19 protein-coding genes are annotated in these 19,509 nt (G+C 49.6%); 8 read left to right on the top strand and 11 right to left on the bottom strand.

The features are described from left to right. Positions 1 to 8: 8 nt before the first annotated feature. The 3 genes from FHP88_RS14130 to FHP88_RS14120 all read right to left on the bottom strand — a co-directional run bounded on the left by FHP88_RS14130 (position 9) and on the right by FHP88_RS14120 (position 3,831). A complete protein-coding gene (locus FHP88_RS14130) occupies positions 9 to 1,832 on the bottom strand; it encodes a diguanylate cyclase (RefSeq protein WP_144359739.1) in 1,824 nt (607 codons plus the stop codon). Positions 1,833 to 1,948: 116 nt separating this feature from the next. Continuing rightward, positions 1,949 to 2,869, bottom strand: a complete 921-nt coding sequence (rarD, locus tag FHP88_RS14125; protein ID WP_144359738.1) for an EamA family transporter RarD — start codon at positions 2,867 to 2,869, stop codon at positions 1,949 to 1,951. Continuing rightward, complete coding sequence (locus FHP88_RS14120) at positions 2,866 to 3,831, bottom strand: hypothetical protein (protein ID WP_186297733.1); 966 nt, start codon at positions 3,829 to 3,831, stop codon at positions 2,866 to 2,868. Before FHP88_RS14120 ends, rarD (FHP88_RS14125) begins: the two co-directional genes overlap by 4 nt. A 160-nt stretch (positions 3,832 to 3,991) precedes the next feature. Here FHP88_RS14120 and FHP88_RS14115 point away from each other — a divergent pair, with 160 nt between their 5' ends. Further along, positions 3,992 to 4,459 (top strand): Lrp/AsnC family transcriptional regulator, encoded by a 468-nt coding sequence (locus FHP88_RS14115; protein WP_144359736.1) that lies wholly within the window; start codon positions 3,992 to 3,994, stop codon positions 4,457 to 4,459. Between the two features lie 88 nt (positions 4,460 to 4,547). Beyond that, the gene (gene rarD / locus FHP88_RS14110; protein ID WP_144359735.1) at positions 4,548 to 5,480 is read left to right on the top strand and encodes an EamA family transporter RarD; all 933 of its coding nucleotides are present in this window, start codon (positions 4,548 to 4,550) and stop codon (positions 5,478 to 5,480) included. On the opposite strand, the gene FHP88_RS14105 is transcribed toward rarD (FHP88_RS14110), so the two are convergent. Then, positions 5,475 to 6,830 carry a GGDEF domain-containing protein gene (locus FHP88_RS14105; RefSeq protein ID WP_144359734.1) on the bottom strand — a complete coding sequence of 452 codons (1,356 nt, stop codon included), beginning with the start codon at positions 6,828 to 6,830 and terminating at the stop codon, positions 5,475 to 5,477. The genes rarD (FHP88_RS14110) and FHP88_RS14105 overlap by 6 nt on opposite strands. A gap of 159 nt (positions 6,831 to 6,989) precedes the next feature. After that, a complete protein-coding gene (locus FHP88_RS14100) occupies positions 6,990 to 7,919 on the bottom strand; it encodes an AraC family transcriptional regulator (RefSeq protein ID WP_186297732.1) in 930 nt (309 codons plus the stop codon). Between the two features lie 110 nt (positions 7,920 to 8,029). Between FHP88_RS14100 and FHP88_RS14095 the strand changes: the two genes are divergently transcribed. Then, positions 8,030 to 9,214, top strand: coding sequence for a PLP-dependent aminotransferase family protein (locus FHP88_RS14095; protein ID WP_144359732.1), 1,185 nt, complete (start codon positions 8,030 to 8,032; stop codon positions 9,212 to 9,214). 15 nt (positions 9,215 to 9,229) lie between these two features. Here FHP88_RS14095 and FHP88_RS14090 read toward each other — a convergent pair whose 3' ends face one another. Further along, the gene (locus FHP88_RS14090; RefSeq protein WP_144359731.1) at positions 9,230 to 9,859 is read right to left on the bottom strand and encodes an MBL fold metallo-hydrolase; all 630 of its coding nucleotides are present in this window, start codon (positions 9,857 to 9,859) and stop codon (positions 9,230 to 9,232) included. 76 nt (positions 9,860 to 9,935) lie between these two features. Next, entirely contained in the window at positions 9,936 to 10,199 is a 264-nt protein-coding gene (locus FHP88_RS14085; protein WP_260843320.1) for a sulfurtransferase TusA family protein, read from the bottom strand. A 153-nt stretch (positions 10,200 to 10,352) separates the two neighbouring features. Here FHP88_RS14085 and FHP88_RS14080 point away from each other — a divergent pair, with 153 nt between their 5' ends. The 3 genes from FHP88_RS14080 (at position 10,353) to FHP88_RS14070 (ending at position 13,975) form a co-directional block, all read left to right on the top strand. Continuing rightward, positions 10,353 to 11,063, top strand: a complete 711-nt coding sequence (locus FHP88_RS14080; protein WP_144359730.1) for a TetR/AcrR family transcriptional regulator — start codon at positions 10,353 to 10,355, stop codon at positions 11,061 to 11,063. Positions 11,064 to 11,285: 222 nt separating this feature from the next. Next, positions 11,286 to 13,094 carry an AMP-dependent synthetase/ligase gene (locus tag FHP88_RS14075; protein ID WP_144359729.1) on the top strand — a complete coding sequence of 603 codons (1,809 nt, stop codon included), beginning with the start codon at positions 11,286 to 11,288 and terminating at the stop codon, positions 13,092 to 13,094. 146 nt (positions 13,095 to 13,240) lie between these two features. Then, entirely contained in the window at positions 13,241 to 13,975 is a 735-nt protein-coding gene (locus FHP88_RS14070) for a DUF599 domain-containing protein (protein WP_144359728.1), read from the top strand. Here FHP88_RS14070 and ubiM read toward each other — a convergent pair. Continuing rightward, a complete protein-coding gene (gene ubiM / locus FHP88_RS14065; RefSeq protein ID WP_144359727.1) occupies positions 13,970 to 15,172 on the bottom strand; it encodes a 5-demethoxyubiquinol-8 5-hydroxylase UbiM in 1,203 nt (400 codons plus the stop codon). The two genes, FHP88_RS14070 and ubiM, sit on opposite strands and share 6 nt — an antisense overlap. 286 nt (positions 15,173 to 15,458) lie before the next feature. Between ubiM and FHP88_RS14060 the strand changes: the two genes are divergently transcribed. Beyond that, on the top strand, positions 15,459 to 15,773 hold the full coding sequence (locus FHP88_RS14060; RefSeq protein WP_144359726.1) for a hypothetical protein: 315 nt from the start codon (positions 15,459 to 15,461) through the stop codon (positions 15,771 to 15,773). A 114-nt stretch (positions 15,774 to 15,887) separates the two neighbouring features. Then, positions 15,888 to 16,832 (top strand): MBL fold metallo-hydrolase, encoded by a 945-nt coding sequence (locus tag FHP88_RS14055; protein ID WP_144359725.1) that lies wholly within the window; start codon positions 15,888 to 15,890, stop codon positions 16,830 to 16,832. A gap of 41 nt (positions 16,833 to 16,873) precedes the next feature. Here FHP88_RS14055 and FHP88_RS14050 read toward each other — a convergent pair whose 3' ends face one another. From FHP88_RS14050 to FHP88_RS14040, 3 genes are all read right to left on the bottom strand, one after another. After that, on the bottom strand, positions 16,874 to 17,581 hold the full coding sequence (locus FHP88_RS14050; protein ID WP_144359724.1) for a DUF3581 family protein: 708 nt from the start codon (positions 17,579 to 17,581) through the stop codon (positions 16,874 to 16,876). Between the two features lie 321 nt (positions 17,582 to 17,902). Continuing rightward, on the bottom strand, positions 17,903 to 18,478 hold the full coding sequence (locus tag FHP88_RS14045) for a chalcone isomerase family protein (protein WP_260843319.1): 576 nt from the start codon (positions 18,476 to 18,478) through the stop codon (positions 17,903 to 17,905). Positions 18,479 to 18,549: 71 nt separating this feature from the next. Continuing rightward, positions 18,550 to 19,476, bottom strand: a complete 927-nt coding sequence (locus tag FHP88_RS14040) for an electron transfer flavoprotein subunit alpha/FixB family protein (protein WP_144359723.1) — start codon at positions 19,474 to 19,476, stop codon at positions 18,550 to 18,552. Between the last annotated feature and the right edge of the window lie 33 nt (positions 19,477 to 19,509).

Below are 19,509 nucleotides of genomic sequence, written 5' to 3'. Positions count from 1 at the left end.
CAACTGCTTTATTTGACCTGCTCTTCACTGCAACATCGATTACGTCCACCCCGCTTTGCCAGATACAGCGCTTCATCTGCTCGCTCAAAAGGCGTTTTTCGAGCATCACCCTTCCTGAATGAGGCGATACCACAAGAGACTGTTATATTGACCCGATTGTCACCAGAGCGGAACGGTTTTTCTTCAACTGCTTGCCGAATTTTTTCAGCCACAATCTTGGCGCCTTTTAAATCCACTTCTGGCAACAGTACCACAAATTCCTCACCACCATAGCGCGCAGGAAAATCAACATTTCGAGTCGCTTTTTTCAGATGCGCACCTATTACGTGCAGTACCTTATCCCCCGCTAAGTGACCGTAGGTGTCATTCACCTTCTTAAAGTGATCAACATCCACGATAATCATGCTGAGCGGAAAGCCGTAGCGATTCCAACGTGCAAACTCCTCTTCCAACTTGCAATCAAATGCATGTCTGTTGTGTAAACCGGTCAGGGCATCGGTGAATGCCTCTGTTCTGGCTTTCTGGACAGATTCTTTTAATGAAGCAGTCTCCTGCTCCATGCTCCCGATCTTTGTCGTGAGTAGATCAATGCGGTGCTCAAAATCCTCTACCAGCCGCTCATTGTCGCTCCGGTTGTCTCTCAGACGCTCCTGAATCACGTTTAATCTTTCTGTGATAGATAGTTTGAGGTCATTCAACTCTGTCGCATGATCCACACTGGACTGGATATGGTCGACTTGAGTCTGCATCTCTTGGTCAAGTTGCCTGCTACCCTCAATAAGCTCACCACCTATCGCACTGACTCCAGTGACCTCCTGGTCCAGTTGTTGCAACTGTTCCGTCATCTGCAGAAGAAAACGCTCTACCTCCTGACGCTCATTTTCAGCCTGAGTCTTGGCATACTCTACCAGCTGTAGCAGTTCTGTAAGAATTGAAGGGATATCTTTAGCGATGATGCCTCGAACCAGTTGTTTTTTGAGGGCTTGAATCCTGGGCTCGAGTTGTTTAGTGATATCTATCCGTTCAATCAGCTGTAGTAGTACCTGATCAACGGGAGGAAGCAAATCGGCTGCGGCGGACGTTTCATTGAATGACAACACCTTCACGAGATCAGTCGCGAGTAGCTCCAACTCACGATGGCTAGAAGCTGATGCAGCTTTCTTGGCAAGCGCATGCAATTCATCCATCTGCCGCAGGGACGATTCGAGCTGGTTTATCAGGGATACGAGTAACGTCTGCCCCTCGATCCGCTCCTCCTGTACCGTAGGAGCCGAATGATCAGAGGCTGTGGCAGGTGCTGACGTGCGCTCATCTTCCTTCTCTTTATCTTTCGCGAACAGCTTCCCTATCAACCCTTTCCCCTTCTCTGCCTCAGGGGTAGACGGCTGAGACAAGGCATCCAATATCAAGGCCTTAGCGGCCTGCAGCGTATCAGTTGAAACCGCCGGCTGACTCAGTGCCTTGGCAAGTTTACGCGCCCGTTTTTCAACTGTTTTGGGGAAAGTTGCCTGGGAAAAAAGGTCGCCGAGGAATTTATCAGATGACGCCATGCCACCCAAAGGTTCCGATTTACCCTGAATACCCTCGGCCTTGGCTGCAATATCCTCCACCAATCGGAGTAAGGCCCGGGTATCTTTTTCGCCCCTGACACGGTTACGCAAATGCTCCAGCCGTTCATCCAACGTCGGATCAAGGCCGTCGCCAATAAAAGAGATACGGGAGATACAACGCCTCAAGGCTGATTCGACCGTCTCCCACTGTTTCTCCTTGCGTTCGAGATCAGCCAAGCTGTCAAAATACTTTTTTTTCCACTCGTCAGACGGTTGATTCATTATCCCCTCGTTAACCCCTGGCTCATTAAAGAACCTATCGGCAGCATAGTGAGAGGAGTTTAATAAAAAAATGGCGCAATAGAGCGCCACTGTTCAAAAAAACGGGATAATTCTACTCATACCCCCTGAAATGCCGGCACAACCTTTCTCTGGTTCAGCCAACCCTCCCAGGAGAAGATCGCCAACGCCGTCCAGATAAAGCCAAATGTAATCAGCTGATAACTGCCAAAGGGTTCATTATAGAGGTAGATGGCCAGTAGAAATGTGATACTCGGGGCCAGATAGTGCAAAATCCCAATCGTAGTCAGTGACAGGCGATTGGCGGCGGCCGCAAAGCAGACCAGAGGCAGTGTTGTCACCAGCCCTCCCAGCACCAACAAAAGGTCCATGGTGATGGAGATTGATCCGAAACCCAGCCCACCTTGGCCATCAAGCCATGAGAGATAACCGAAGGCGAACGGCGATAACAGCAGCGTTTCCACACCTAATCCCAGCAGGGGATCAACTGCAATCTTTTTACGAATCAAGCCGTATAGTCCAAATGTGACTGCCAGTGTAAGCGCAATGATCGGTAGCTCACCCAAGGTAATGACTTGGTTAGCAACACCGCAGATTGCCAAAAGAATGGCAATCATCTGTAGCGGCCTCAATCGTTCGCTAAAGAAGAGAACACCCAACAAGACACTGAATAAAGGGATAATGAAATAGCCCAGGCTAGAGGCAACAATCTCACCTTGAGATACAGCACTGATAAAGGTCAACCAATTGGCCGCGACCAGTAACGCAGTCACCAACAACCAACTCACCCTGCGAAAATCCTTGAGCAAGCGTCCCAGATCCCGCCACTGTCTCTGCCAAGTAATGAGCAACACAAGCAAAACCACTGACCAGATGACTCGATGCGCCAACACTTCCATGGGTGATATCGACGAAACGGCCTTGAAATAGACAGGCCCAAAGCCCCACATGGCAAATGCCAGCAGTCCGTAAATAAACCCTGTACGCGCCTCACTGGGCGATATGATAGGCGCACTCATGGCTTTGCCGCCTCTGGTTCACGAACTAGATAGCGTCGGTGAAACTGCTCACTGCTGCGATTCATCAGACGACTGACCAGCGCCACCACCAAAAAACCAAACAGCAAGCGCATCCAGAGGATGCCGCTGATATCGGCACCCAGCAGAAGAATCAATAGGGTATCCTCAATAACGCTGTGGCAGAGCGCCAGCAGTGTCATGGCGCTGAATACATCCCGATACGGTACATGACCTGCCTTCGCCTCTTTGATCAGCAGTCCGCCACCAAACGCCAATCCCAGAGTGAACCCCACAATGGTAATAGTGGTTGCCGTGGGTCCTATCCCCAGTAGTCTAAGAACGGGTTGAAGCAGCCAGTGAAGCAGCCTTTCGATATGCAACAAACGCAGTAATTTTAGTGTCGTCAGCAATAGGGATATGATCAATAAAATCATACCAAGACTCTGCACTTGGGAAACCAACCAAGCCTGCAGCGAGCTATCAATCACGCTGGGCGACCAGAGCAGTTGATTAGGCTGTTGCAACCAGCCTCCCCAGGCATAGAGATGATGCAGCATAAACCCAAGTAGCAAGGCACTGGAAAGGCGGATCAACAGTGTGACGCCAAGACGTACGCCCGCTTTCTGTGCAATTCGCGCCTCAATCGGCAAGGTGTGAGCAACCAGCATCATGGTGCCTACTACCGTCACCTGGGCAACAGTGAGCGATTCAGACTGCGCCACATTGAAAAAGATAATCATGCCGGTATAGATATTGGTTAGAAGCGTCGTTGCCCAAACTAATCCCATTGACTCAGGAAGACCAACAAACGCCATCACCGGCCCCAAGACCCAGGCGATGAGTTCAACACCTCCCATCTCTTCCAGCAGCTTCACCACCAGCAGTGTGGGAATCATGATTTTGAAGAGTGTGCTGGTTACCTGGTAGATATCGAGTAACAGTTCTTTAAACCAGTTTTTCAAGCGAGGCCTCAAATCAGTTGATATCAATAGTGCATATTGTAATCAATGAATCTCTGCTATGATTTTGTTTATGCATATGATTATGTAATATAATTTTTTATTATTAGAATTTTCTTAATTTTATTTTATATTATCAATATTAATTGTAATTTAATTAACTATGAAATCAGATACCCTTGACCGAATTGATCGACACATCCTCAATCAATTACAAAAAAACAACCAAATCAGCAATTTAAAACTTGCCGAACGAGTTGGGCTATCTCCGCCCGCCTGCCTCAGACGGGTAAAACGCCTGCGGGACGAGGGAATCATCTCAGGTGATGTGTCGCTGGTAGAACCGCATATAGCGGGACATACTATTAATATTATTGTTGAAGTGGAGATGGAGAGGGATCATCTGGAGTTATCAGCGCAATTCCGGAAGACAATAATAGCCTCCCCTGAGGTCACTCAATGCTATGCCGTCACAGGAGAGGTCGATTTCATTCTGGTTGTTTCAGTGCCAGACATGCAGGCCTATGATGCCTTCACCCATAAAGTATTCTATACCCAACCCAATCTCAGAAAATTCCGCAGCCTGATCTCACTGGATCGGGTAAAATTTGAAACGGCTGTCAAGCTATAACCAACCTGTATTATCCAGGGATCACTCGACCTGCCTGTTGGTTGACTGTTACAGTTGAAACCAACTATCGTCTGGAAACAGCATAACCATGAACTCGCCCACAGAATCTGATCGTGCTGTAAACATCGGCGTTGCCAGTGCATTGGGTGCCTTTCTCATCTGGGGCTTTTCTGCGCTTTACTATAGGGCTATTGGCGAGGCCCCAGCCCTCGAAATCATTGCCCACCGCGCTATCTGGTCACTGCTGTTCACACTGATCCTGGTTGGTTTCAGCGGACAGATTCGGATTTTTATAAGGCTGTTCTCTAACCGTAAAATGTTGCTGACGCTACTCACCAGCTCGATTCTTGTTTCGGTCAATTGGCTTGGATTTATCTGGGCGGTCAACAACGAAAAAGCACTGGAAGCCAGCATGGGCTATTTCATCATGCCCATTGTGATGGTTGTGTTGGGCAGGTTGTTTCTCGACGAGCGGCTAAACCGCAACCAGATCATTTCTCTGATTCTGGTCTGTTTAGGCGTACTGAATCTTTTGATTGCGATCCAGCAACTCCCCTGGATAGCATTGCTGTTGGCCATCTCGTTTGGGTTTTATAGTCTGGTTAGAAAAAAGATTGATGTGAGTGCATTGGTGGGCCTGACCATGGAGTGCCTTTTTCTCGCACCGCTCGCAGTGGGTTACCTCTGGCTACTGCATCGAGAGGAGACACTTGTCTTTGGCACCCAAACGATAAGCTTTGACCTGTTGCTGATTGGATCAGGCCTGATGACCGCCCTGCCCCTGATCCTCTTCACCTCGGCATCAAAACGCCTGCGGCTGGGAACCGTTGGTCTATTACAGTACCTAAATCCAACCTGCCAGTTTCTGCTGGCTGTATTTTTATTTGATGAACCGTTCTCGCAGCCTCACTTAATCACTTTTGCCCTTATCTGGCTCGGTCTGATCGTGTTTACGCTCGACTCAAGGAATCGGATCAGGCAGGAGTCTTTGGCCAGAAAAGTAGGTCAACTCTCTTCATAATCCACCGCCTCGCTCAGGAGCCGAGCGCAGACAATTCCGCCCATCATGCTTGGCTTGATACATAGCCGTATCGGCGGCATCCAATAGATCACTCCAGTTGGTCGAGATAGCTGGAAAACTGGCCACACCGATACTGATCGTCAAAGCCACTTTCTCATCACCCAGTATCGCTTCATGGCTGGCAATCCTATGGCGTAATCGTTCACCGAGTTCGATTGCCCGGGCAAGTGACGTCTCAGGCAACACAACCAGAAACTCCTCACCCCCAAATCGGGCAACATAGTCCGTTTTTCGTAGCGAGCGCTCCAATTCGAAGGCAATACTTCGCAAAACACGATCCCCGCCTGCATGCCCGTAGTTGTCATTAATCTCTTTAAAGTGATCGATATCCACCATAAAGATAGAGAGGGGATGCTGGTAACGGGCGGCACGTTCAAGGTCCTCGGCTATTCGGCGCTCAAGTTCATTTCGGTTGTAGAGCCCCGTCAGCGGATCATGTGTTGCCAAATGCTTCAGTTTTTTCTCCATCCTTTTGCGTTCTTTCAGCTCATTACTCAACTGAAGCGTGCGCAGCGCAACCCGATTTTCCAATTCGCTGTTTAAGAGATGCAGTTGTCGCTCCTCAGCATGGGACAACATAAAGAAGTAATAAAGCACCAACGCATAGGCGACAAATCGCAAGAGATGCCAGTACCACCAAATCCCATCCCAAGGCACTGAATATTCGAATAATAGTCCTGACAGTCCAAACAGGAGACAGTGACTGCTGAAGATCGTGTTATCCCGGCTGATGGATGAACGCTGCTGCAATAAAAAGTAACCCGCAGCAGTGAGGAAGAGTATGCCACCCGCCAAATTCATTATTCTGGCTAACGCGGTAAACGCCCCCGATTCAATCATCACCGGAACTGAAGAGGGACTAATAAGCGCAAATACGCCGATGATCGACATAGACGCAAGAAAAATGAGTGGCAGTCCCCTTCGATAAACACGCCGCGCAATCTCATCGGGTAGCCATATGCAGGCAAATATCAACCCGCCACTTAACATCGCCATCGAGTGTAACCAGACAAAAGACTGAATCTCTTGTGTAACCGCGTGAAAACCATCCAGCACGCCCATACTGACTAAGGCCGATATGATCCAGATATAGCGAACAGGCAGGCGATCATAGATGCGCAGCATCAGAATAAGGACAGCAATCAGCAGGGCAATAAAGGCACCCAGACTTTCGATAAAGGCATGCAGGGGATAGTTAATCCAGGAACCAGAAAAAATACCGAAAAAAACCGCGCCACCAACTAGGAAGGAGAGAATCACACTGTAAAGCACGGCGTTTAATGTTCTCATCACGATTCAAGAATATGTACTCATAATAGGCCTGTCCATATGCAGCATAGGGAACAGATCAAACTTAATGATGTGCGTCAGGTGATGGCGCAAAAAACACGCCGGCAATGTGGTTGATAAATTACTTTCTTGATTAATATCAAATATATAGACTACCCGCTAACGCCGCTTATGCGCTACTGGAATGCGGAATTCGAGGTGAAATCGATGACTTTGATTAATGAAGTGATTATCCTGGTAACAGGCATGTGGAGGGATGCTTCTCGCCTGATAATCACTGGCCGGCAACCAGTACATATACAGATTTCGCATCAGGTAGAGTAGGTCTCCAAATACCCCTTCCGCTTCGCAGCACGCATGCAGACCACCGGGTATCTCCATGACGCCAACGCCATCACTGGGATAACTTTTTTTGGGTAACGTCAGACAGGCCACATAGCGACACTGATCGAAAGGGATCAAATCCGGATTGCTGTGGTGTAGTGCGATCATCTGTTGCTTATCGACATCAAATCCATGATCCGCCCCCCAGTCCAATAAGCGTTCCCACACCTCACCAATACCTTGGTCATAACCTATGTGCCGAATATAGGCGACCGATTGACTGGCCAGGCGTTTTATAACGACAGGCGGCAACAGAGGCCGCTCGTTTTCCCGGAGTGTATCCTCATAAAATTTGCGATGCGGATTGACCGCTGAAGTCGACCAAAGCGCCTTTAAACTGCGGCTCCTCTGTGCATAGCCCTCCTTACGCCAAATGCTGGGAGAACAGCCAAAAAAAGACTTAAAGGCGTGATTAAAAGAGGCGTTGGAATGAAAACCACACTCCGTGGCAATCTCAACAATCACCGTGTCTGGATTGTAGATCAGCAGATTGGCCGCCCACTCCAATCGACAGCGGCGAATGTAGTCATGCACACTCTCGCCGGTTATCTGTTTGAAGATGCGCTGGAAGTGATAAGGTGAGTAGCAGGCGCGCTTTGCCAGATCCGCTATAGTGAGTTCTGCGGAAAGATCGGCATGAATACGATACAGCGCCTCATTAATACGCGTCTGATGTTCGTAGGATGTATTTCTGCGCAGCCCCATAGTGCAAAAATAGCACATTTCGACAAAAGAATACCCTCTTCCAATCAAACTCGGAATCAGTGGCCTGCCTTATGCTCCGATGATCACTATTAGAACGAGAGGATCAGCGGATGTTTGCCCAACGGACGAAAAACCTTAATAGCTCATTCATCCGGGACATCCTTGCCGTCACCCAACAGCCGCACATTATCTCATTTGCGGGCGGGCTACCTGACCCCCAACTTTTTCCTGTTGATGAGTTACAGCAAGCCGCCCAGCAGATGCATCAGCAGCTGGGTAATGCACTCTATCAATACAGTGAAACGGCCGGTCTTTTACCATTGCGGTCCTATATTGCCCAGAACCTGACCATTGCAGAGAGCCAGCCAGATAACATCATCATCACCACGGGTTCACAACAAGGGCTCGATCTGGTTGTACGCTGTCTGATTGATCCCGGTCAGAAGGTCGTTGTCGAAGCGCCCACATACCTGGGCGCCTTGCAGGTTCTCAGGGCTAATCAGGCTGAACTGGTGACCATCCCATCTGATGATCAGGGGCCCGACCTATCTGCCCTGGAAGAGATCGTTAAACTGGAGCCGATCCGCTTTTTCTACACCGTAACGGATTTCCAGAATCCTACCGGCGCCAGCTACTCACTAGAGCGGAGAAAGGGGCTGGTTGAGTTGGCAGAAAAGTATGATTTCTTGATTCTGGAGGATGCCCCCTATTCATCGCTGCGCTATTCAGGCGAATCTCTCCCCAGCCTGCACACACTGATGCCCCATCGGGTGATCCATTTCGGATCATTCTCAAAGGTGATTGCACCGGCACTCCGGCTTGGCTGGATCAATGGGCCACGGGAGGTGATCAAAATTGTGGAAAAGCTGAAACAGGCCGCCGATCTCCACTCTAGTGGATATGATCAGCACTTGGTTTTGCACTATCTCCAGAGCGGCGCACTGCTACCCCATCTACAAACGATTTGCACGGCCTACGGCAGACGGCTTGAAGCGATGGCTGCCGCCTTGACGACTTATATGCCAGATCAGGTTCAATTCACCAAACCCGAGGGCGGCATGTTTATTTGGGCGACCCTAACCAGCAATGAGAGCACGATGACCCTGTTCAAATCAGCCATTGAACAGGGTGTCGCCTTCGTTCCAGGAGAAGCCTTCTATGCCTTTGGTGAGTCACATAACAGCATGCGACTCAATTTTTCCAACAGCCATGTGGATCTGATCAACGAAGGCGTGAAACGACTTGCTTCACTGATCAATAATGAACGCCTGGAAGGGCGTTCATCCATCGCATAAACGCCCACTGATTGATCAGTTCAGGAAAGGGTTGGTAGCCCGCTCATGGCCGATGGTAGAGACCGGGCCATGACCGGAGATAAACTCCACATCATCCCCCATACTCCAGAGCTGCTCACGAATAGAGCGCAGTAAGGTGGCATGGTCCCCTTTCGGAAAATCTGTTCGACCAATCGAGCCACTGAATAAGACATCACCGACGATGGCTACTTTATCATTGGGATTAAAGAAGACTACGTGACCAGGTGTATGACCGGGGCAATGACGTACTTCAAGCTCTTGATTCCCCACCTGCACACGATCACCCTGATTAAGCCAGCGCGCCGGTTCAAAGGTCTCGGCAGGGGGAAAACCAAACATCTTCGCCTGCTGTGCCAAGTCATCAATCCAGAACTGATCTTCCTTGTGTGGCCCTTCAATGGGAATCCCTAAACGTCTGGAAAGCTCACCCGCCGCGCCTGCATGATCAATATGGGCATGGGTTATAAGGATTTTCTCGAGCGTTACTCCCTGCTCCTCTGCCTCCTGGAGAATCCGATCGATATCACCGCCCGGATCTACCACGGCTGCCCGTTTAGTTTCATCGCAAGAAACCAGCGTGCAATTTTGCTCAAATGCTGTAACAGGGATTACCGTAAACTTCATATGAAACCATCAGATATTGTTGAAAAATAAAAAGTATACCGGAAGAGTCTCCGGTAGTCGCAAAGAAAGTCCCGAATTAAACCTTATGGCCGGAGACCTTCTTTATCCAGTAGAGGAAATGCCCATCCTCCTCAGCGCTCGACAGCAGTTCAAATTCTGGCAACCGACAAAGTACCGGAAACTCCTTGCGGGAATCGGGATGGGTTACGATCACTTTTAGTACCTCACCCACCGCCATTCTCGAGAGCGCCGCCTTGGTCTTTAACACGGGAAGTGGACAGATAAAGCCACTCACGTCCAACTGCTGATCACTGCGTATCTCTTCAATTACTTGGGTCAACTCACCCTCCAGGGAATCATTGAGTTAATAGACTGAGTGCCTGTTTGAAGGGACACTCACCGACATAATAGTGCAAAAAAACGTCTTGACAAAAATTAAAACGAACGTTTAACTGAAACCTATTATGGCATAGTTTATCAGGTAATATGACGAATGAACCCGTTCAGAGCAAATGCTGTTGCTGAAACAGTCAGCCAGCACATGAAGCCTCCCGTCGACACCAAGGACAAGATACTTGATGTAGCCGAGGAGATCTTTGCTGAGAAAGGTTATTCCGCCACATCCATGCGGACGATCACCTCCAGGGCCAATGTCAATCTGGCGGCCGTCAACTATCACTTCGGGTCTAAGGCACAGCTCTATCAAGCGGTATTTCAACGTCGCGTTGCCCCCATGAATAAGCAGCGTATCGATATGTTGGAAACGCTGGAACAGAAAGCCAACGGAAACCCGCTGGCACTTGAAGATATCCTGCGCGCCTTTATTGAACCGGCGCTGCGTGCCAGCCTCAATCCCAATCAAGGGGGGACAAACTTCATCAGACTGCTGGGACGGACACATGCCGAGCCCGGGCCTGAAGTGCATGATTTTCTCCCTTTGCTGTATGAGAAAGTAAAGGATCGGTACCGCTCAGCATTGGCGCTGACACTACCTGAACTGTCACAAGAAGAACTTTCTTGGCGCGTACATTTTGTGATTGGCACAATCGCTTTCACACTTGCAGGCACTGATGCTTTAGAGATGATTGAATCATGCCGGTATTGCGATCCGGCAGATATTGAAGGAATAATCCAACGCCTGCTGCCTTTTCTGCAGGGGGGCCTATCGGCTCCTGCTGCTCTGACCAAATCCACAATTGATTGAGAGGTGACCCAAAAGCCAGTCAATACAAAACTTGATAAATAATGGGCACAGGCCCGACAATTAAACTAAAACAATAATTAAAAACCACCCGGCGAAGAAGGTGACAAAGCCCCCGCCACGCCAACCGGGATACCTATTTTACCCAGGTTGAAAAGAAGTCAATTGTGTACAAACAGACAAAAAGATCTTTGGCACACATTCGCTTCGTGAGAGGAGAGCATTATGAAAGCCAACCAGGAAATCATCTCCCTGGATGAGGCCGTTACATTAGCAGGACTTTTCCAGGCCAGAATTCGGCAAAGCGCTGATCGTGTCGCCTACCGCTATTTCGATCCAGATCGAGCAAGCTGGCATGATTGCAGTTGGGCTGAAATGGGGCGTGAGACAGCCCGCTGGCAGGCGGCATTCGAGAAAGAAGGATTAAAACGTGGCGACCGTGTTGGCATCATGATGTCCAACCGGCGCGAGTGGGTCATGTTTGATCAGGCCGCATTGGGGCTCGGCTTGGTAAGCGTTCCGCTATTTTACAATGACCGTGGGGGCAACGTCTCCTATATCGCTGAAGCGGCAGGCATCAAACTGCTGGTGATTCTTGGCCGGGAACAGTGGAAAAGCCTGGAGCCGGTCCGGGATGAAATCACCACCATTCACCGGATTGTCTCCATTGAATCACTGGATGGCATGGCACACGATGATCGTGTGCGTCTGCTTGACGCCTGGTTACCTGAGACAACCGAAAACTATAAGGTAGTGGATGGCATTGATCCTCATGAGCTCTGTTCAATCGTCTATACGTCCGGTACCACGGGTCATCCTAAAGGCGTGATGCTGAGCCATCACAATATTTTGAGCAATACTCACGAGGCGTTGCAAACCACTACCATCAATGATGACGACATACTGCTCTCGTTCTTGCCCCTTTCGCATATGCTGGAACGAACAGGCGGCTACTATCTGCCCATGATGGCGGGAATTACTGTCGCGTATGCGCGCTCAATACTGCAGTTGGCTGAAGATCTGGTGATTATCCGTCCAACCTTTATGATTAGCGTGCCAAGGATCTATGAGCGTATCTACGCAAAGATTCAGGAAGGGCTGGATGCAAAGCCACCCATCGCACGAAAACTGTTCAACTTGGCTGTTGATGTTGGCTGGACGCGTTTTGAATACTTGCAGGGGAGAGGCCGCTGGTCACTGTCAATGCTGCTCTGGCCGCTATTAAATAAACTGGTCGCCAGTAAGATTGTTGAGAAACTCGGTGGCCGACTAAAGACCGCGATCAGTGGCGGTGCCCCACTACCACCGGATGTGGCACGCACCTTTCTTGCGCTTGGCGTACCGGTATTACAGGGTTATGGCCTGACAGAAACCAGCCCGGTACTGGCAGTCAGCCGGATTGATGACAATATTCCTGAGAGTGTTGGTCTAGCGCTGCCCAGTACGCAATTAAAGGTTGCGGATAATGGTGAATTACTCGCCAAAGGTGCCGCTATCATGCTGGGGTTTTGGAATAACCAGGCCGAGACTGATCGGGTTATTGATCAGGACGGTTGGTTTCACACGGGAGACATTGCACGCATAGACCCCGATGGTCATGTGTATATTACCGGTCGCATAAAAGACATTATCGTCTTGGCAAATGGGGAGAAGGTTTCACCTGCAGACATGGAGATCGCCATAGCCATGGACGCCCTGTTTGAACAGGTCTTGATCATTGGCGAAGGCCGGGCATTCCTATCCGCCTTGATCGTTCCGGAAGCTGAACACTGGAAAAACTTCGCTGAAGGATTGGGGCTGGATCCAGATGATCCATCCTCCTATAAAGCCCCACAGGTATTGGAACACATCAATCATCGGATTAGTGAGCAGATCAGCGAGTTCCCCGGCTATGCCCAGGTTCGTAAGGCAGTATTGCTAAGTGAAGCCTGGAGTGTAGAAAACGGTTATCTGACTCCGACACTCAAGACCAAACGAAAACTGATCGTCGAACACAACAGTCAGGTGATCGCTGATATCTATAGCGGACACTAGCCTGACACACAGCATTCAACGCTGTGCCCAGATTAAACCCTGGGTACAGCGCTTGCTAGTCCACCATCAATGGTGGTTATCTCTCCCATCGAGCCCTGCTATAGTGGAGCCCTCACTCTCCCTTCGATCACACTGGCCTGGCGCGTATGAATGAGTTTATTCTATTTTCTAAAGCACACTGGGAAAGTATCCTCGCTTTTTTCTGGTTCTTAGTCTGCTTTTACGGTTACATGCTCTATTCACAGCGCATGGCTGCAACCACGCACTGCCTCTCCAGCGTACTGCATCAATACCGCCAGGAATGGATGGAACACATGCTGTCACGGGAAGTGCGCGTGGCAGATACAACCGTACTCTCAAATCTCGAGCGCAGCGTCGCATTTTTTGCCTCTTCGACCATGTTGATTTTGGCGGGCCTCATGACGGTTATGGGATCTACCGACAAGGTTATCGATATGGTGGCGGACGTCCCTTTCGCGATTGTAGCGAGTCGTGCGGAGTGGGAGATGAAGTTGGTACTGCTGGTTGGGCTCTTTATGTATGCCTTTTTCAAATTCACCTGGAGTCTGCGTCAGTATGGTTTCTGCGCCGTCATGTTAGGTGGAGCCCCCACACCTGACAACCAGGTATCTGACCGTGAACGCAAGGCTTACGCGATACGTATCGCCCGTGTTGCATCCCTTGCGGCCAACAATTTCAACCAGGGCTTGCGGACCTACTACTTCAGCCTCGCGGTGATTGGCTGGTTTATCAATCCCTGGCTATTCCTGGCATTGAGCACCGGCATTGTATGGGTACTCTATCGACGCGAGTTCAAATCTCGCACACTGGAAGAGCTGATCACCAGCCGCGCCGAAGAGGGGACGTCGGACCCCTTATAAAAAAGGCAGTCCTGCCTCTTCATGTCCACCCAGTTCGGTAAGCTTACGAGAGATCATCTGTTTAATCGGCGGGAAGTTGTTACTAAATCTTAGCACCAATCCTCTCAGAATCTTTGCAGGAACGGAGTCATTTGTGTAGAGGTCTACGATCTCGTTGGTCCCGGTATATAACGGCCAGGTGACGCGCTGATGCTTACGCTGGTATTTCTCCAATACAGAAAGAGAACCGATATCCTGCCCCAGAAGATGCGCCGCCATAATCTCGCGATACAGCGTATCCTGCCCCCGCAAACCCAGATTAAAGCCATGTGCCGTAACGGGATGCATGCCAACAGCCGCATCACCTAACAAGGCATAGCGAGATTTAACGAATTTATTGGCATGCACCGCAACCAGAGGATAGGCATGCCGCTTACCCACCAATTGCATCTTTCCAAGGCGGTTTTTAAAACGCGTCTGCACTTCTGCTGCAAAGGCCTCATCACTTAAAGCCATTATCTGCTGAGCCACATCAGCAGATACCGTCACTACTGTGGATGAGAGATTACCGGCGAGTGGTAAGACAGCCAGTGTGCGGCCGTAATGAAAGCACTCATAGGCAATCTGCTCATGGGGTTTTTCATGGGTCATGCGGCTGACAATCGCGACACGCCCAAAATCTTGCATCGAGGCAGAGATGCCCACTTTTCTCCGGGACTCAGAGAAGCGACTATCAGCGGCCACCACCAATGTGGCATTTACCGCCTCGCCATTGGAAAGATATACAGTGGCTTGCTGTTCACCAATCTCAACATTACTCACCGTAGTTTCCGTTAGAATCTGCACATTCTTATGTGGTGCAACTACCTCATAGAGTGCCTTTCGAATCAGATAATTGGGCACCAGATACCCGAGCGCTTCCACAGCGGCCTTTTTGCTATCGATCTCAAGGCAATAAGATGAGTTGCCATTGATTACTTTGGCTTGTTTTATAGGTGATATTTCACTCTCCGGGATACGCGCCAGCACCCCCATTTCAGTGAGAATCTTCTTCGAGAGATGGGTCAACGCAATATCGCGCCCATCAATCGATGGGGCTTTTAGATCATCAACCGTAGCACGTTCAACCACCAGAACACTGAATTTGCTGTCGCAGAGGGAGCGCGCAAAACTCAGTCCGGCAGGACCACCACCGATAATGACAATGTCATACTTCATAAATGCCTCATTTGAGCAGTGCATGCTGAGTTCGATTCCCGGATCATCAATCCTAATCCTTATACTACATGATAACGGCTAACGAAGATGACGGACAGGCCTGTCAAAAAACACGGCAAGCCTTCATATTATGTAAATGACAACGCCCGCCATTAAGCCACCCCCATCCATTTCCACTAGAGAATTAAAGGTTATAGACATTGAGGACGCTAATAAACCGTGCTATACATTTTCCTTGAAGCAGTTATTGGCTCAATCAACACTTTGGACGTCTGGATAAAACACTATGAGCAGACCCATATTATTCACTTTGTTAGTCATGGTGCTTGCGGCGATACTGTTACCCGAAATTGCTCTGGCCAATAAATTCACCACCATTGGTGGCGGGGTGAGTGGGGAAGATAGTCATAAACTGGGCATCCTTAAACAAATTGCCTCGTATGCCGGCCTCTTTTTTATTCTACTTGGCATTCTCAGCCTGCTGACCCGGTCACGTTTTGAAGGCTTTGTCGGCATGCAAAAAAAAGGCGCTCCACCCTCTCCTGCCCCTTATGTGCTTATTGGCATCGGCGCATTACTTACCATTTTCTTCTTTGTATAGCCTTCACAGCACCAGCACACTCCTCCGGATTACCCCTAGATCATTGGTATATTCCACAACTGATTCCGCCATTTCAGACAGCTAGAATGGAGTGGACATTATCAGGAGGAAACCATGCGTCTTTTACTCTCACTCGTTCTTTTGGTATTACCAACACTGCTGATTGCAGAAAAGGCGCCACCACTTCCTGACTATCCGCTAAAACAGATAGGACCCAACAGTTATCTGATAGAGGGACCACTTGGCCGTCCATCAGCAGAGAATCAGGGCTTCATGAACAATCCTGGTTTTATCCTCACCCAAGACGGCGTTGTTGTCATTGATCCTGGTGGCAGTGTCCAAATTGGCGAAATGGTATTACGACAGGTCGCCACAAAAACCAGCGATCCGGTCATCGCCGTGTTTAACACACATATTCACGGCGATCACTGGCTAGGCAATCAGGCCATACGGGAACATTACCCGACGGCGGTTATCTACGGCCACAGCAAAATGCTGGAACGAGTGAAACTGGGAGAGGGAGAGTCTTGGCGCCAATCTATGCTTTCGATGACTGAACAGGCCACTGCCGGCACTCAGGTAATCGGTCCTGACCATGCACTGGAACACGCAGACGTCATCACCATTGGCGATATCACATTCCATTCACTGTATGTCGCCGAAGCACACAGCGATACGGATCTGATGATAGATATCCCAACAGAGGATTTACTGTTTTTAGGTGATAATGTCATGAGCAAGCGCTTCGGACAGATGACCCACGGCACATTCAAAGGGAATATTGCAGCAATTGATCTAGCCCTCACATCATCCAGCAAAAACTTTGTTCCTGGGCACGGACCGGCTGGTGGACGAGAGGTCGCGGAACACTACCGTACCTACCTAAACAAGATACGCACTCAGGTCACTTCGCTCATCGAAGAGGGACTGTCAGATTTTGAGATGAAGCCGAAAATCATCAGCACACTGGGAGATTTCACAAATTGGGTGGGCTTTGAAGATGAGATAGGTCGACATATCAATCGTGCCTACCTGGAAGTGGAAAAAGAACAATTTTAATATCGGAATGGAGCGTCTGCTCAGACGCTCCGCAACAACATTCAGGCGGTATGCGCGAGCTTGTAACCCTTGTAGGCATTCACCATCTTATTCATGCCGCTCTTCTCGTAGGGTCGCAAACCTCGTAAGGCCATCCGTTTCTCCCCTTCACCGACAATGCTGCCAGCCGATTTCAGGCAGAAACGCATCCGGACGTCCCCTCTTTTGCCCTCTACCTTAATCTCAGTCTCCATCAACTCAAGCGCCGGGTCTTCAATATCCAGGCGCCGTAAATCAATCGACATACTTTGATACATCACCAAAGGCCTATCAGGGTTTATCATCACACCTTCCCGTTCCATCATTGGCACCAATACCTGCAGGAAATTATGTCCGGAAAATTCCACATAGCGCCTGGAAAATTCCCATACGAGCTGACTATTTGTGCTGATCTCCCCATCGCGTTCGATACCAAGACAGGCCTTATCTTGTTCATCGACGAGGACCAAATCCTGATTTTCATGTTCAAGGTAGTGCAGATTGATGCCGTCACCCACCATTCCGGAAAAAGTAAAGCACATCCGCTGACTCAATCCATATTTTTCCAGAGTTACTGCAAACAGCAGATCCCCTGGCACACAGAACAGTTTGGCGTCCTGATCATGTAGAGGATTGAAGTCATCGGCTATTTTTTTAGCAAATTCACTGGCCTGAATTCGGGTGAAACGAAGCCCTGACTCATCTTCGTTGTAATAGTTCTTCAATACCATATTTATTGTCCGGTTTTATGGGTGCTGCCGAACGCATGATAACAGGTGTTGTCACAAAGCCGTAATAAGAAAGCCTGACAGAGGCATCAGATCTGCTTTTCTGCGTAAAAATGGGGAGTTGGTCAAAAAATTGTGGCTGGAGGCCCTACTAAAATGAGTAACGAGGAGTCAGGCTGGGCGAGTGAAAAGAGATCTTTCACACTACCTATCAACCATTCTGAGCAGGATGCGTACAAGATCCCGGCTTTCGCCGGGATTGTGGATTCAGCGAAACAACATAATCAAGAACGTCAGTAAACGCTACGGACTTCTTTTAAGGCGTCATTCCAGCCCCAACATCTGCTTTTTAAGATCGGTTGTGATTGGATCCTTACCGATCCATATCTGTATCAATGCAGGATAGAAATCATCACCAGGAATAAGCCCTTTTTCTGCACCATTAATTGTCACTCGCGTTCCACTACCAGGGATGTTATCGAGCCAAATGGTATCCCCCTCCACCGTATCAGTGAATAAGTCGGAAAAATCATCCATACGTTGCCCGAGTTGTACCAACATTGCTTTATCAAGATTATCCGCAAAACCCTCTTTCCATGCCTTGTCCATATCCTTCTTCTGGACCTTGTCATAGAGGAAATGCATCAGGATTCGTTTTGGACCTTCACTGGCGATGATAGCCTCCGCATCCTGACTCTTCTCAGGCAGGTAGAGTGCACCGATATAAATCTTGAAAACAAACTTGTAACGAATACCGGCCCCATTCAGTACCAGGGATTGTTCAACCCCGTCTAAAGTGGCCTGATCAGGAATAGTCTGTTTTGCAATCTCCATAGCTGATGACGGTAAGGCCATAATGAGACATAAACCTGCCAGCAAATTGATGATGGTTTTTTTCATCCTCGCTTCTCCTTTTGAATTTGAAAAAACACCCGGCCATGTACCGCCATCATGACTGAGTGCGTGATGCGTTAAAGTGCTTCCGCCAACTCAGGCAACGCCACAAACAGATCCGCTACCAGACCATAATCGGCCACCTGGAAGATCGGTGCCTCTTCGTCCTTGTTGATCGCCACAATCACCTTGCTCTCTTTCATACCCGCCAGATGCTGAATGGCACCGGAGATACCGACTGCAATATAGAGGTCTGGTGCGACAATCTTGCCGGTCTGTCCCACCTGGTAGTCATTCGGGACATAACCCGCATCCACCGCCGCACGGGATGCGCCAATCGCAGCGTTGAGCTTATCTGCCACCGCTTCGATCAGTTTGAAGTTCTCGCCACTGCCCATGCCACGACCACCGGAGACCACGATCTTGGCTCCGGCCAGTTCAGGGCGCTCCGATACGGTCAGTTCAGAACCTACATAGCTGGACTGGCCATAGGCCTCGCCTGCCGCGATGTTTTCTATCGCGGCACTGCCACCCTCGCCTGCCGCATCAAACGCGGTGCCGCGTACGGTGATCAGTTTGATCCGATCACGGCTCTGTACCGTTGCTAATGCGTTACCGGCATAGATGGGGCGCACAAAGGTGTCTTCGCTCTCTATGGCGGTGATATCAGAGAGCATCGCCACATCCAGTAATGCGGCCACTCGGGGCATGAAGTTCTTGCCATAGGTGGTGGCGGAGGCCAGCACATGGCTGTAGCCTTCCGCCAGTTGGGTGATCAGTAGCGAGAGCCCTTCCGCCAGCGGGTGTTCGTAGGCGGCGTCATCCGCTACCAGCACTTTGCTGATGCCGTTGATCTGGGCGGCCGCTTCGGCGACCGCACCGCAACCGGATCCGGCCACCAGCAGGTGAATATCGTCCCCCAGTTGGCTGGCCGCTGTGACGGTGTTGAGGGTGGCGGCCTTCAGTTGGGCATTGTCGTGTTCGGCTATGACCAGGATACTCATGAGATCACCTTCGCTTCGTTACGCAGTTTTTCG

The sequence above is a fragment of the Sedimenticola selenatireducens genome, assembly GCF_007625115.1.
Lineage (GTDB): Bacteria > Pseudomonadota > Gammaproteobacteria > Chromatiales > Chromatiaceae > Sedimenticola > Sedimenticola selenatireducens_A.
The sequence above is the reverse complement of the archived record's forward strand: the minus strand, read 5'-3'. Positions and strand labels throughout refer to the sequence as shown.

Bases quoted from the DNA above. Each gene is read 5' to 3' on its own strand.
- FHP88_RS14060 (WP_144359726.1), top strand. From the start codon at position 15,459: ATGAGCAGACCCATATTATTCACTTTGTTAGTCATGGTGCTTGCGGCG.
- FHP88_RS14105 (WP_144359734.1), bottom strand. From the start codon at position 6,830: ATGAGAACATTAAACGCCGTGCTTTACAGTGTGATTCTCTCCTTCCTA.
- FHP88_RS14080 (WP_144359730.1), top strand. From the start codon at position 10,353: ATGAACCCGTTCAGAGCAAATGCTGTTGCTGAAACAGTCAGCCAGCAC.
- ubiM (WP_144359727.1), bottom strand. From the start codon at position 15,172: ATGAAGTATGACATTGTCATTATCGGTGGTGGTCCTGCCGGACTGAGT.
- FHP88_RS14070 (WP_144359728.1), top strand. From the start codon at position 13,241: ATGAATGAGTTTATTCTATTTTCTAAAGCACACTGGGAAAGTATCCTC.
- FHP88_RS14050 (WP_144359724.1), bottom strand. From the start codon at position 17,581: ATGGTATTGAAGAACTATTACAACGAAGATGAGTCAGGGCTTCGTTTC.
- FHP88_RS14090 (WP_144359731.1), bottom strand. From the start codon at position 9,859: ATGAAGTTTACGGTAATCCCTGTTACAGCATTTGAGCAAAATTGCACG.
- rarD (WP_144359738.1), bottom strand. From the start codon at position 2,869: ATGAGTGCGCCTATCATATCGCCCAGTGAGGCGCGTACAGGGTTTATT.
- FHP88_RS14075 (WP_144359729.1), top strand. From the start codon at position 11,286: ATGAAAGCCAACCAGGAAATCATCTCCCTGGATGAGGCCGTTACATTA.
- rarD (WP_144359735.1), top strand. From the start codon at position 4,548: ATGAACTCGCCCACAGAATCTGATCGTGCTGTAAACATCGGCGTTGCC.
- FHP88_RS14045 (WP_260843319.1), bottom strand. From the start codon at position 18,478: ATGAAAAAAACCATCATCAATTTGCTGGCAGGTTTATGTCTCATTATG.
- FHP88_RS14100 (WP_186297732.1), bottom strand. From the start codon at position 7,919: ATGGGGCTGCGCAGAAATACATCCTACGAACATCAGACGCGTATTAAT.
- FHP88_RS14115 (WP_144359736.1), top strand. From the start codon at position 3,992: ATGAAATCAGATACCCTTGACCGAATTGATCGACACATCCTCAATCAA.
- FHP88_RS14130 (WP_144359739.1), bottom strand. From the start codon at position 1,832: ATGAATCAACCGTCTGACGAGTGGAAAAAAAAGTATTTTGACAGCTTG.
- FHP88_RS14040 (WP_144359723.1), bottom strand. From the start codon at position 19,476: ATGAGTATCCTGGTCATAGCCGAACACGACAATGCCCAACTGAAGGCC.
- FHP88_RS14055 (WP_144359725.1), top strand. From the start codon at position 15,888: ATGCGTCTTTTACTCTCACTCGTTCTTTTGGTATTACCAACACTGCTG.
- FHP88_RS14095 (WP_144359732.1), top strand. From the start codon at position 8,030: ATGTTTGCCCAACGGACGAAAAACCTTAATAGCTCATTCATCCGGGAC.